The sequence below is a fragment of the Tepidimonas sp. genome, assembly GCF_036824975.1.
Lineage (GTDB): Bacteria > Pseudomonadota > Gammaproteobacteria > Burkholderiales > Burkholderiaceae_C > Tepidimonas.
In genome coordinates this window covers 17,037-29,793 of sequence record NZ_DAISZC010000019.1, presented here as the reverse complement: position 1 = coordinate 29,793, position 12,757 = coordinate 17,037, and the positions used below count along the sequence as shown (strand labels likewise).

Sequence of the window (12,757 nt, the reverse complement as noted above, 5' to 3'; positions counted from 1 at the left end):
GCGACCTGGCCGAGCCTGCCTTTCGCTCGATCGCATGGCGCGGCCGCTACCTAGTGATCGGCTTTGCTGCCGGCCCCATCCCCACCCTGCCGCTGAACCTGCCGCTGCTCAAGGGCGCCTCCATCGTCGGCGTATTCTGGGGCGAGTTTGCGCGCCGAGAACCCACAGCCCATGCGGCGATGCTGCAGACGCTGGCGCAGTGGTATCTGCAAGGCCACATCAAGCCGGTGATCGACGGCGTGCTGCCGATGCAGCAGCTGCCCCAGGCCTACGCACGGATGGCCGCGCGCCAAGTGATGGGCAAGCTGGTGCTGCGCAACGCACACTAGAATCAAGTTTTCGACCGTCGCCAGGGGAGCCCGGAGCGCGCCCACAGCAGGGCGGCACGGGCTGAGAGTGGACAGCAAGCCGCAGGGGCCGATGTCCAGACCCTGGAACCTGATCCGGTTCGTACCGGCGGAGGAAGCGCGACATGACTGGAACGCCAACCGCCGCCGTGGGTGCGGCGCTGCTCGTCTTTTTGTGGGTGGGCCTGCGCGCCCGCACGGCCGACACCACCCTAGACGCCTACCTGACTGCGCGTGGCTCGCAATCCGCACTCACGCTCGGCCTGTCCTTTCTGGCGTCGGGCCTGGGGGCGTGGATCCTGTTCGTGCCTCCCGAGATCGGTGCCTTCGTCGGGCCGGTGGCGTTGACGGGCTCTACGCCATCGGGGCAGCCCTGCCGTTTCTGGTGTTGGCATGGTGTGGCCCGGCCATCCGGCGCCTGCTGCCGGCGGGACGCAGCCTAACCGACTACGCAGGCCAACGCTTCGGGCCGCTGCTGCGCGTCTGGACCCTGGGGCTGTCCCTGCTGTACATGCTGTGCTTTCTAACGGCGGAGCTGACCGCGCTCGGCGCCATCGTTGGACTGCTGACCGGGGCCGATGGCCGCTGGGCGGTGCTGGCGGCTGCGCGCGGGATTACTGTGGCGCTGATGGTACCGGTGGTGGCGGTGGCCTGGGAGGGACTTTCGGTGCTGCGGCTGTTTCTGATCGCCGACCTGCTGTGCGCCACAGCCGTGGTACCGCTGCTGCTGGGTCTGTGGCCGCGCGCCTCCACGGGTGCGGCGCTCGCCGGGTCGGTGGCCGGGCTCATCGGCGCGGTACTGCCCAGCGCCCTAGCCAGTGGCAGCCTGACCCAAGGGCTGCTGGCCGCCACCTTCCCCACCGGGGTGCCCACGCTAGCCCCGTTTGCCGGGGCGCTGCTGGCATCCAGCTTGGTCTGCGGCCTGTGGATCTGGCTGCGTCCGGCGCGGCCCTGATCAGCCGCGCGCGTCGCCCCAGCGCAGCGGGCAACGGTCGTCGCCCACGTAGGTGGCCCGGCCCAGACGGTCCACGCAGTAGCTGGGGGAGACGATCATGTCTTGGAACAGCATGCCCGCACCGATGCGCGTGTACTCGAACAGGATGCTGCGCTCCACGCGCGCCCCGGCGCGCACGTGGCAACCGTGGCCGATCCACGCCGGGCCGACGATCGAGCACCCCGGCTCGAGCCGGACGCTGGAGCCGATGTACACCGGCCCGGTGATATCCACCTGGTCGAACGCCACCCGGGTGTTGAGCCCCACCCACACCCCTGGGCGCACCTCGGTGCCGGGCATGCGCATGCCTTCGAGCTCACCGCGCAGCACGCGCTGCCACACCGACCAGTAGTCGCTGACGCGGCCGATGTCGATCCAGTGAAAGGGGCGGCTTTGCGCATAGAACGGCAGCCCCCGCTGCACCAGCAACGGAAATAGCTCACTGCCGATGTCGAACACCTGGCCGGACGGGATCAGGTCCAGAACCGGCGGCTCGAAAATGTAGATACCGGTACTGGCTAGCGTCGACAGGGCCTCTTCGGGACGGGGCTTTTCCTGAAACGAGCGCACGCGCCCCTGCCCATCGGCCACCACGATGCCGTAGCTGCCCACCTGCTCGCGTGGCACCTCCAGCGTCACCACCGACGCCAAGGCCTCCTTGGCGCGGTGCTCGGCCAGCGCAGCCGTGATGTCCAGATCGACCAGCGCGTCCCCGCACAGCACGATCGTGGTCTCGTCGAAGAAGCCACTGGCGTCCTGGATGCGCCGCATGCCGCCCGCCGACCCCAGCGGTCGCGGCAGGATGTCGCCGTGCTCGTACACCCCTTCGTAGGAGTAGCCGATTTCCACGCCCCAGCGGTGCCCGTCGCGAAAGTACTGCTCGATCTTGTGGTGGTTCCACGCCACGTTGACCATGATCTGCCGCACCCCGTGTGCGGCCAGCAGCTCGATCAGGTACTCCATCACGGGCTTGTGCAGGATGGGCACCATCGGTTTGGGCAGGTCTTTGGTGAGCGGGCGCACGCGGGTTCCCTGTCCCGCGGCCAGAATCATGCCTTTGGCCATGTGTGTCGTTCGTGAGTCCAGCCACCTCGGTGACCGCGGCCACCGCGTCATCGGCTCGGAACCTTGGATTGTGCCAAAAACCGGGAGCGGCGCTGGGCCGGGCATGTCTGAAATGCCGTGTGCACCCGTTCGATTTCGTCCCTGCGCACGCTTAGAAACGAAACAAGGACCCGAGGGTCCTTGTTTTACGAGCAACTTTTGGGGTGGCTGATGGGACTCGAACCCACGACAACCAGAATCACAATCTGGGACTCTACCAACTGAGCTACAGCCACCAAAGAAGCCGCCATTATAGCGGCGAATCAGGCACCGAACGGACACCTTCGACATCCGCCAGCACAACGCCCCCGCCATGCGCACCAGGCCCGAGCACGCGCACGGTCACGACTCCCATTCGCCGCCGAATACCGGACGCCACATCGCTGGCTCACCGCGCCAGCACCTCGGCGCGATAACGCTGACGCAGGGCCTTCAGATAGGCTTGGCTTTCTCCTTCTCCCAGCAAACGGGCGAGCTCTGCTTTTTCTCGTTGACCCTGGGCCGGATCCGGCTGCGCGCGCGGCGGCCCGCGGCGCACGCGCAACACCGCCGCTCCCTCGGTCCCCAGATCCACCAACAGCCACGCCGGCGCCTCACCTTCCAGCGGCGCGCTCAGGGCCGCGCGCAGCGCCGGCAGCGGCAGCCCCCGCGGCTCCTGCCGCGACACCAGCACCGCAGCGCGCAATTCCGATGCACCGGGGCCCTGCGCCGACCACTGCGCGTGGCGGGCGCGCGCCGCTTCCAGGGCCGCTGCCTGAGCCCGCTGCGCCACCAACGCCGTGCGCACGTCGGCCACCACCGCCTCGAAGGGGCGCCGTTGTGCAGGACGGTGCTGCACGACCCGTACCGCCACCAGGCGGTTGCCCGACAGCTCGATGGCGGCACTGTTGCGCTTGCTGGCCAGCGCCTCCTCTTGGAAGATGGCTCGCAGCACCGCCGGCTCACGGAAGATGGCGCGGGCCGTCTCGTCGGCGGCCTCGACCGGCCCGGTGCGCTCGACAGTGGCGCGGCGCACGCGCAGGCCCAACGCTTCGGCCGCCGGGGTCAGGCTGTCCGGCTGCTCGTACACCAGGTTGCTGAAGCGCTCGGCCTCCTCGGCAAAGCGGCGCTGGGCCATCTGGCGGCGCAGCTGCGCCTCCAGCCGTGGCCGAGCCAATTCGAACGACTCGGGCTGCGGCTGCCGCACGTCCAGCAGTTGGATGATGTGCAGGCCGAACTCGGTTTCGACGATGTCGGAAATCTCGCCTTTGCGCAGCGCGAACACCGCCTCTTCGAACGGCTTGACCATCGCGCCGCGACCAAACCAGTCCAGATCGCCCCCACGCGCAGCCGACCCCGGATCCTGCGAATGCTGGCGCGCGAGCTCGGCAAAACGCTGCGGGTTGGCACGCACCTGCTGCAGCAACCGCTCGGCCTCGGCGCGCACACGCGCACGCTCCTCGGCGTTGGCCTTGGGGTCCAGCTGCAGCAGGATGTGCGCCGCACGGCGCTGTTCGGCGCGCGACGTATCGGCGACGTTGTGCCGGTAGTAGTCCCGCAATTCCTGCTCGCTCACCGCCACACGCGCGGCCAGCGTCTCGGGGTCGAGCAGCAGATACTCGACCTCGGCCTGCTCGGGGCTGCGGTAATCGTCGGCGTGGGCCTCGTAGTGAGCGCGCAGATCCGCCTCCTCCACCCGCACGCCTGCCGCGAAGTCGGCCGGACGGAACATCGCCCACGCCACCTCGCGCTGCTCGAAAAACGCCGCCATCGCCAGCCGCGTTGCGGTGCTGCCCGCGAAGGCGCTGTCGGCTACGGTGCGCAGCACGGCGGTGCGGGCCAGGTCGGCGCGCACGCCCGCCTCGAACGATTCGGGCGTCATCCCTTGGGCGCGCAGCAGCTCGCGATAACGTTGCATGTCCAGCGTGCCGTCTTCCTGGCGCAATTGGGCGATCGCAGGGATGCGCAGCAGCTCCTGCGCCACGCGCCGGTCGCTGGCGGTCAGGCGCTGGTCTTGGGCCGCCCGTGCCAGCACACGCTCATCGACCATCCGCTCCAACGTGGCCCGGCGGCTGGTGTCACTCTCCAGTAGCGCGCGGTCCACCCCGGGCATGGAGGCGGCGATCTGCTCGACCTCGCGGCGATGCGCGGCCTCCCACTCGGTACGCGTGATGCGTTCACTGCCGATGCGGGCCACGGGTTCGGAGGTATCCCGAAAGCGCGTGTACCCCTCGATGCCGAAAAATACGAACGAGGGAATGATCAACAACATCAACAGCGCCATCAGCACCTTGGTGTTGTTGCGAATGAGGTCGAACATGGGCGCGCGGGATCGGGATGGGGTGGTGGGTGCTGACGGGTTCGAACCGCCGACCTACGCCTTGTAAGGGCGCCGCTCTACCAGCTGAGCTAAGCACCCGATCCTGAAAAAAGGGGCCGGGCTGGACGCGCCAACAAAGACCGACGCGCACACCGCCCGCCGGTGTTAGCCGTTGACGGCGTCTTTTAGCGCCTTGCCAGGCCGAAACTTCGGCATTTTAACCGCGGGAATGTCAACCACGTCGCCCGTCTTGGGGTTGCGCCCCTTGCGCGCGGCCCGTTCGTCAACGATAAAACGGCCAAAGCCCACCAGCGTCACATCGCCGCCACGCGCCAGGGTGTGGGTGACGGCACCCAGCACGGCTTCGAGCGCGCGCGCAGCCTGTTGACGGGTCAGTTGCGCCTCGTCGGCAATGTGGTCGATCAGTTGCGTCTTGTTCATAGCGTTCCTCTGCGTGTGCTCTGTGCCGCACCGCTACCGCAGGCAGCGCGGCGAAAAGGCGCGTATTCTAGCGACGCCGGCCCCGCCGCACGACGGATCGCACTCGGCGCCGCACCGGGTCGGCAGACCACCCCCTGGTTCCTCATACCCCGCTGCCCAGCGCCTCGGCCACGGCGCGCCCAACGTCGGTCGTGCGAGCGCCGCCGCCGATGTCGGGCGTGCGGGGGCCGCCGCTGCCCGGCTCCAGCACCACCTCGATGGCCCGCAGAATCGCGTCGTGTGCGCTGCGGTAGCCCAGGAAGTCCAACATCAGCGCCCCCGACCAGATCTGGCCGATCGGGTTGGCAATGCCCCGCCCCGCGATGTCGGGGGCCGAACCGTGCACCGGCTCGAACAGCGACGGGTACTGCCGAGACGGATTCAAGTTGGCCGAGGGCGCAATACCGATGGTGCCAGTGCACGCCGGCCCCAGGTCGCTCAGGATGTCGCCGAACAGGTTGCTCGCCACCACCACGTCGAACTGCTGCGGGCGCTGCACGAAGTGCGCGGTCAGGATGTCGATGTGGAACTGATCCACCGTCACGTCGGGGTACTCGGCCGCGATGGCGCGCACGCGCTCGTCCCAGTACGGCATGGTGATCGCCATGCCGTTGGACTTGGTGGCGCTGGTCAGCCGCCTGCGCGGGCGGCGCCGCGCCTGCTCAAAGGCATAGCGCAGCACGCGGTCGACGCCGTGGCGCGTCATCACCGTTTCCTGCAGCACCAATTCGCGTTCGGTGCCTTCGAACATGCGCTCCCCGATGTTGGAGTTTTCGCCCATGGTGTTCTCGCGCACGATCAGCATATCGATCTCGCCGGGCGCGTAGGGGGCGCCATCGCGGCGCACCAGCGGTGAGCGGATGCCCGGCATCAGCCGCGCCGGGCGCAGGTTCACGTACTGGTCGAACTCACGCCGGAACTTCAGCAGCGAGCCCCACAGCGACACGTGATCGGGAATCTTCTGGGGCCAGCCGACGGCGCCGAAAAAAATCGCATCATGCCCGCCAATGCGCTCCTTCCAGTCGTCGGGCAGCATCCGGCCGTGGCGCTCGTAATACGGCCAACAGGCCCAGTCGAAGTGGTCGAACGCCAGCGCAATGCCAAAGCGGCTGGCGGCAACTTCCAGCACGCGCAGCCCTTCGGCCATCACTTCGGCGCCGATGCCGTCACCCGCGATGACGGCGATGCGATGCGGGGTGGACATGGGGACAGCTCTCCAGTTTCGGGACGCTAGCGCGCCCGAGCGGCACGCACGACGATGGCCACACCGGCTGCCGTGAGGACGGTGCCGGCCACCGTGGCGGCGGTGATCGGCTCGCCAAACAGCACCCCAGCGATGGCGGCGGTGCACGGCGGCACCAGGTACATCAGGCTCGACACCGACGCCGCTGCACCGCGCTGAATGAGCAGGTATAGCAACGAGCTGCCGCCCAGCGTCAGACCCAGCACCGACCACGCCATCGCCCCGGCCGATTCGGCGTTCCAGCGCATCGGCTCGCTCTCCAGCGCGGCCAGCGGCAGCGTTACCAGCAGCGCCGCGCCCAGCTGCACGGTGTTGGCGGTGCGCACATCGCACGGCAGTAAAAACCGCTTTTGATACAGCGTGCCGGCGGTAATCGACAGCAGCGCCCCCACCGCGAACGCCAGATTCAGTGGCGTGGCGGTATCGCCCGCCCCCCCTGCGCCGAACTTGTGCCAGACCACCAGCACCAGCCCGGCAAAGCCCAGCGCCAGCCCCAGCCACTGCCGCGCCGTAACCTGCCCGCCGGTGCCGGACAGCCACACCGCCGTCAGCACCGGCTGCAGGCCGACGATGAGCGCCGACAGCCCCGCCCCCATGCTGGCCTTGACCGCCGCCCACACCCCGCCCAGGTAGCCGGCATGCATCAGAACGCCCGACGCTGCGAGGTGCCCCCATTGTGCCAGCCCGCGTGGCCACGCCACGCGCGCCAGCGCAATCCACACCCCGAAGCAGACGATGGACAGCGCGTAGCGCCAGGCCAGAAAGGTCATCGGCGGCGCATGGGGCATACCGTAGCGCGCCACGATAAACCCCGTACTCCAGATCAGCACGAAGATCGCCGGCATGGCGCGGATCCAGGGCGAGTTGGTGGCGTCGGTCATGGCAAGCGGCGTGCGGCAGCGGCCGCGTGGCGCATCAGCGTGCGCGGGCGCGGATTTCGGGAATGGCCTTGTTGAGGTAGTACCCCATCGACCACACGGTCAACACCGCCGCCACCCAGATCAGCACGGTTCCCCACCAGCGCGTATCCACACCCAGCACCACCCCATCGTAGAGCAGCAGCGGGATGGCCACCATCTGGGTGGCGGTCTTGACCTTGCCCACCATGTGCACCGCCACACTGCGCACCGCGCCGATGGTGGCCATCCACTCGCGCAGCGCCGAGATGGCGATTTCACGCCCGATGATGATGAGGGCAACGAAGACATCGGCCCGCCCCAGATGCACCAGCACCAGCACGCTGGCGCAGACCAAAAATTTGTCGGCCACCGGGTCCAGAAACGCACCAAACGCCGAAGTCTGGTTGAGCCGCCGCGCCAGATACCCATCGGCCCAGTCGGTCAGCGCAAAGACGATGAACAGCCCCGTGGCCAGCGCATTGCGCAGCGGCATGGGCACAGCGGACCAGTAAAACACCGCCACCAGCAACGGAATGGCGGCGATGCGCGCCCAGGTCAGCAGCGTCGGCAGATTAAAAAACATGGTGCGCGCATTATGCGTTGCCGCCGCCGTGCAGCGCGGCATAGATGGTCTCGGCCAAGGCGCGCGAGATGCCTTCCACACGCGCCAGATCATCGACACTGGCGGCCGCCACGCCACGCAGGCCGCCAAAACGCGCCAGCAGTCGCGCACGCCGCTTCGGCCCCACGCCAGGGATGTCCTCCAGCCGGCTGCCCCCAGTGCGCGCCTTGGCGCGCCGCGCCCGCATGCCCGTAATGGCGAAGCGGTGGGCCTCGTCGCGGATCTGCGCCACCAGCAGCAGCGCCGCCGAGTCCGCCGCCAGCGTCAGCTTCGGACGCCCGTCGGCAAACACCAGCTCCTCCAGTCCCACCCTGCGCCCCTCGCCCTTCTCCACGCCCACCAGACGGCCCACGTCCAGCCCCAGCTCATCGAACACGGCGCGCGCCGCGTTGACCTGCCCGACACCGCCGTCGATCAGCACCACGTCGGGCAGCCGCACGTCGCCCCCGGCGCGCAGGGCGTCGGCCAGCCGACCGTAGTGCCGCTGCAGCACCTGGCGCATGGCGGCATAGTCGTCCCCCGGCGTGACGTCCAGCACCGCGTAGCGCCGGTACTGCGCGGGCTGCAGCTGATGCCCTTCGTACACCACGCACGAGGCCATGGTGGCCTCGCCTGCGGTGTGGGACACGTCAAAGCACTCGATGCGCAGCGCCGCTAGCGCCTCGGGACTGTCGGCAGGCAACCCCAGCGCCTGCGCCAGCGCGCGCGTGCGCGCCTGCTGCGACCCCTCTTCGGCCAGCAGACGCGCCAGCTGCAACTCGGCGTTGCGCTGCGCCATCTCCAGCCACGCGGCACGCTGTTCGCGCGGATGAAACACCGCCCGCACCCGCACACCGCTCTGCTCGGCCAGCGCCGCCAGCAGCCCCTCGTCCACCGGCGCGCCCAGCACCAGCAGCGGCGGTGGCGGAGTCTGCGTGTAATGCTGCGTCAGGAACGCTTCCAGCACGTGCTGCCCGGGGTCACGCGTCGGCGTGTCCACCTCGGCCAGCGCGGCACCGTCTTCCACGTGGGCGGGGAAGAACGGGCGGTCGCCCAGGTGGCGTCCGCCGCGCACCATGGCCAGGTTTACACAGGCCCGGCCGCCCTGCACGCGCACGGCAATGATGTCCACGTCCTGGTCGTCACGGCTTTCCATGGCCTGCTGCTGCAGCACGCGCGACAGCGCGCCGATCTGGTCGCGCACCTGCGCCGCCTGCTCGAACGCCAGCTGCTGCGCATAGGTCTGCATGCGCGCCTGCAGTTCGGACAGCACCGCGTCACTGGCGCCGCTCAGAAAGGCGCTGGCGGCACGCACGTCGGCGGCGTAATCGGCCGCCGCGATGTGGCCCACGCACGGCCCGCTGCAGCGGCGGATCTGGTACAGCAGGCAGGGCCGGGTGCGGTGTGCAAACACCGTGTCTTCACAGGTGCGCAGCCGAAATACCCGCTGCAGCAGCTCGATGGTGTCTTTTACCGCCCAGGCATTCGGGTACGGCCCAAAGTACTGGTGGCGCCGATCCACCGGCCCGCGGTAGTACGATACGCGCGGGAAATGGCCCGGATCGGGGCAGGCGGCATCGACCGTGTGGCCCGCCGTCCACGTGCTGGCGCTGATGCGCAGATACGGGTAGCTCTTGTCGTCGCGAAACAGAATGTTGTAGCGCGGCTGCTGGGTCTTGATCAGATTGTTTTCCAGCAGCAGCGCCTCGGCCTCGGAGCGCACCACGGTGGTCTGCAGTCGCGCGATGCGCGACACCATGTGGCCGATGCGCGTGCCGTCGTGGGCGCGCTGGAAATAGCTGCTGACGCGGCGCCTGAGGTCGCGCGCTTTGCCCACATACAGCAGTGCACCGTCCTGGTCGTAAAAGCGATATACGCCGGGCAGCGACGGTAGGGCCGCCACCTCCCGCAACAGCTCTTCCGAATGATCCGCTGACATGTCCGATAATCCGACTCTGGTCGCTGCCATCGGCAGCTTGCCCACCAGTGTGCACTGTAGCGCGTTGTCCGCCGCTCCCGCCACGCCCCCTCCCGCGCCGGCGCTGACGTGGGACGTGTTCTGTCACGTCATCGACAACTGGGGCGATGCCGGGGTTTGCTGGCGTCTGTGCCGGCAGCTGGCCTGCGCTGGGCAGCGCGTGCGGCTGTGGATCGACGACCCGGCGCCGCTGGCAGTCATCGCCCCCGCGCCGCCGCCGGCGGGGGATGACGCCATCGAGGTGCATGAGTGGCCGCGCACGCTGCCGCACGCGCTGCCGCCGCCCGTGCCACCGGGCGACGTCCTGATCGAGGCGTTCGGCTGCGACGTGCCACCCGCCTGGGTGGCGGCACTGCTGCCAGCCCGTGGGCGCGACGGGGCGCCCAGCGTCTGGCTGAATCTGGAGTACCTGAGCGCCGAGCCGTGGGTGGCGCGCAGCCACGGCCTGCCCTCGCCGGTGCTGCACGGGCCGCTGCGAGGTCGCACCAAATGGTTTTTCTTCCCCGGATTCACGCCCGACACCGGCGGCCTGCTGCGCGAACCCGATCTGCTGGCCCGGCAGCAGGCGTTCCACGCTGCGGCGTGGCGCGCGGCGCACGGTGATCACGCCGGCCCCTGGGTGAGCCTGTTTTGCTACGAACCGCCGGCCCTGCCCACGCTGGTGGAGCAGCCGGCGCTAGCCCATGCGCTGTGGCTGGTGGCTGAGGGCCGCAGCGCCAGCGCCTGGGCCCGCAGCGCCCCGCCGCTGCCGGCTCAGGCACGGCAGCGCGTGCTGCCCACGGTGCCGCAGGCGGCGTTTGACGAACGCTTGTGGGCCTGCGACCTCAACCTGGTGCGCGGTGAGGACTCCTTGGTGCGCGCCCTGTGGGCCGGCCGCCCGTTTCTGTGGCAACTGTATCCCCAAGACGACGACGCGCATCACGCCAAGCTGGAAGCGTTCCTGCACTGGCTGGATGCCCCGGCGCACTGGCAGGCCTGGTTTCGGGCCTGGAACGGAGTGCCGGGCTCAACGGCACCGGCGCTTGGAAGCGGCGACCTGGCCGCCTGGGCCGAAGCTGCCGCTGCGGCACGCCAGCGCCTGCTGACGCAGGACGACCTGCTACACCGACTGCTCGCCTTCGTGCAAGCCAAGCGCGAGGCGGGTTAGAATAGCGGGTTTATCAGACTTCCCTTCGGCACCGTCGATACCCGACTTCCACACGAGGCCCCTACCGATGAAGCTCGCTCAAGAAATCCGCGCCGGCAACGTCATCATGCACGGCAAGGATCCCATGATCGTCCTCAAGACCGAATACCAGCGTGGTGGCCGCGGCGCAGCCACCGTGCGCATGAAACTCAAGGCGCTACTCAACAACAGCGCCACCGAAGTCGTCTTCAAGGCCGACGACAAGATCGACAACATCATCCTCGACAAGAAGGAGTGCACCTACTCGTACTTCGCCGATCCGATGTACGTGTGGATGGACGCCGAGTACAACCAGTACGAGGTTGAAGCCGAGAACATGGGCGACGCCCTGAACTACCTGGAAGACGGCATGGCCGCCGAGGTGGTGTTCTACGAGGGCAAGGCGATCTCGATCGAACTGCCGACCACCGTGGTGCGCGAAATCACCTGGACCGAGCCGGCCGTCAAGGGCGACACCTCGGGCAAGGTGCTCAAGCCGGCCAAGATCGCCACTGGCTTCGAGGTGCAGGTGCCGATTTTCGTCGAGCAGGGTGACAAGATCGAAATCGACACCCGCACGGGCGAATACCGCAAGCGCGTCTGAGTCGCGCCGGCTGCACAACCCCGGGCCGCCCGCCGGCCTCTAAGCAGGCCCCGCCCGGGGCCTTTTTGCTGTCCCCGACCCCCATGAACACCTCTGCCATCAACCCGCCGAACCCGGCCCACGACCTGCAGGTCCAGCGTCTGGCCGATGCCGCTGTCGAGATGCACCTGCTGTCGGAGGATGGCACACGCCTTGCACCCGACGCGTACCGGCTGGCCTTTGCCGACCCCGAGTTTTTGCTGCGGCGCGAAACGCGCGGCATCCGCTTCCAGCTCGAGCTGCTCAAGCCCGACCTGGGGATGGCCGAGGCCGGCATCGCCAACACCATCGTCGTGTTCGGCAGCGCGCGCTTTCGCGAGCCAGCCCAAGCCGAGGCACTGTGGCGCGCCGCGCGCGACGCCAACGACCCGGCGGCGCTGCGGCGCGCCGAAGCCCTGCGCCGCAATGCCCGCTTCTACGGCGAGGCGCGGCGCTTTGCGCAACTGGTGGCCTCCTACAGCCAGTCGTGCCCGGTACAGGATCAGCTCTACATCGTCACCGGCGGCGGACCCGGTATCATGGAAGCGGCCAACCGGGGCGCCCACGACTGTGGTGCCCCTAGCGTTGGTCTTAACATTTTGCTGCCGCACGAGCAGGAACCCAACCCCTACATCCCGCCGCAGCTGCGCTTCAAATTTCATTACTTCGCGCTGCGCAAGATGCACTTCATGATGCGTGCCAAGGCGCTGGTGGCCTTCCCCGGCGGGTTTGGTACGCTGGATGAGTTGTTCGAGGTGCTGACGCTGGTGCAGACGCGCAAGTCGCGCCCGGTGCCGGTGTTCCTGTACGGCAGCGCCTACTGGAAGCGTCTGATCGACTTCGACTTCATGGTCGAGGAAGGCGTGATCTCCCCGGAAGACCGGGAGCTGTTCACCTACGTAGACACCCCGGAAGACGCCTGGAATGGTATCCGGGCGTTTTACAACCTACCCGAGGCCTGCCCGGCGCCCGCGCCGACATCGACTCGGCCAGTTATGCAGGACAGCCCTCTGGATTGATTCCGC

General features: G+C 68.4%; 13 protein-coding genes and 2 tRNA genes. 6 read left to right on the top strand and 9 right to left on the bottom strand.

Annotated features, from left to right (window positions below):
• The 3 genes from V7Z54_RS03880 to V7Z54_RS03870 all read left to right on the top strand — a co-directional run.
• A partial coding sequence (locus V7Z54_RS03880) for a zinc-binding dehydrogenase (protein ID WP_334134492.1) occupies nt 1–329 on the top strand: 329 nt, incomplete at its 5' end.
• Nucleotides 330–472: 143 nt separating this feature from the next.
• Nucleotides 473–790, top strand: coding sequence for a hypothetical protein (locus V7Z54_RS03875; protein WP_334134490.1), 318 nt, complete (start codon nt 473–475; stop codon nt 788–790).
• Entirely contained in the window at nt 736–1,302 is a 567-nt protein-coding gene (locus V7Z54_RS03870; protein WP_334134489.1) for a hypothetical protein, read from the top strand. The genes V7Z54_RS03875 and V7Z54_RS03870 overlap by 55 nt, the downstream gene beginning before the upstream one ends.
• On the opposite strand, the gene V7Z54_RS03865 is transcribed toward V7Z54_RS03870, so the two are convergent.
• From V7Z54_RS03865 to uvrC, 9 genes are all read right to left on the bottom strand, one after another.
• Nucleotides 1,303–2,406 carry an NDP-sugar synthase gene (locus tag V7Z54_RS03865; protein ID WP_334134488.1) on the bottom strand — a complete coding sequence of 368 codons (1,104 nt, stop codon included), beginning with the start codon at nt 2,404–2,406 and terminating at the stop codon, nt 1,303–1,305. It lies immediately after the preceding gene.
• Between the two features lie 199 nt (nt 2,407–2,605).
• A tRNA-His gene (locus tag V7Z54_RS03860) sits at nt 2,606–2,681 on the bottom strand.
• 152 nt (nt 2,682–2,833) lie between these two features.
• Nucleotides 2,834–4,744, bottom strand: coding sequence for a SurA N-terminal domain-containing protein (locus V7Z54_RS03855; RefSeq protein ID WP_334134485.1), 1,911 nt, complete (start codon nt 4,742–4,744; stop codon nt 2,834–2,836).
• 23 nt (nt 4,745–4,767) lie between these two features.
• Nucleotides 4,768–4,843: transfer RNA gene (locus tag V7Z54_RS03850), tRNA-Val, on the bottom strand.
• Nucleotides 4,844–4,909: 66 nt separating this feature from the next.
• Nucleotides 4,910–5,185: an HU family DNA-binding protein gene (locus V7Z54_RS03845; protein WP_334134483.1), complete on the bottom strand. Its 276-nt coding sequence runs from the start codon at nt 5,183–5,185 to the stop codon at nt 4,910–4,912.
• Between the two features lie 142 nt (nt 5,186–5,327).
• Nucleotides 5,328–6,428 carry a tartrate dehydrogenase gene (locus tag V7Z54_RS03840; protein ID WP_334134482.1) on the bottom strand — a complete coding sequence of 367 codons (1,101 nt, stop codon included), beginning with the start codon at nt 6,426–6,428 and terminating at the stop codon, nt 5,328–5,330.
• Between the two features lie 26 nt (nt 6,429–6,454).
• Complete coding sequence (locus V7Z54_RS03835) at nt 6,455–7,348, bottom strand: DMT family transporter (protein WP_334134480.1); 894 nt, start codon at nt 7,346–7,348, stop codon at nt 6,455–6,457.
• A gap of 34 nt (nt 7,349–7,382) precedes the next feature.
• Complete coding sequence (pgsA, locus tag V7Z54_RS03830; protein ID WP_334134478.1) at nt 7,383–7,949, bottom strand: CDP-diacylglycerol--glycerol-3-phosphate 3-phosphatidyltransferase; 567 nt, start codon at nt 7,947–7,949, stop codon at nt 7,383–7,385.
• Between the two features lie 10 nt (nt 7,950–7,959).
• On the bottom strand, nt 7,960–9,906 hold the full coding sequence (uvrC, locus tag V7Z54_RS03825; RefSeq protein WP_334134477.1) for an excinuclease ABC subunit UvrC: 1,947 nt from the start codon (nt 9,904–9,906) through the stop codon (nt 7,960–7,962).
• Here uvrC and earP point away from each other — a divergent pair.
• From earP to V7Z54_RS03810, 3 genes are all read left to right on the top strand, one after another.
• Complete coding sequence (earP, locus tag V7Z54_RS03820; RefSeq protein WP_334134476.1) at nt 9,905–11,092, top strand: elongation factor P maturation arginine rhamnosyltransferase EarP; 1,188 nt, start codon at nt 9,905–9,907, stop codon at nt 11,090–11,092. The two genes, uvrC and earP, sit on opposite strands and share 2 nt — an antisense overlap.
• Nucleotides 11,093–11,159: 67 nt before the next feature.
• Nucleotides 11,160–11,714, top strand: a complete 555-nt coding sequence (efp, locus tag V7Z54_RS03815; RefSeq protein WP_334134475.1) for an elongation factor P — start codon at nt 11,160–11,162, stop codon at nt 11,712–11,714.
• An 83-nt stretch (nt 11,715–11,797) separates the two neighbouring features.
• Entirely contained in the window at nt 11,798–12,751 is a 954-nt protein-coding gene (locus V7Z54_RS03810; protein WP_334134473.1) for a TIGR00730 family Rossman fold protein, read from the top strand.
• Nucleotides 12,752–12,757 lie beyond the last annotated feature (6 nt).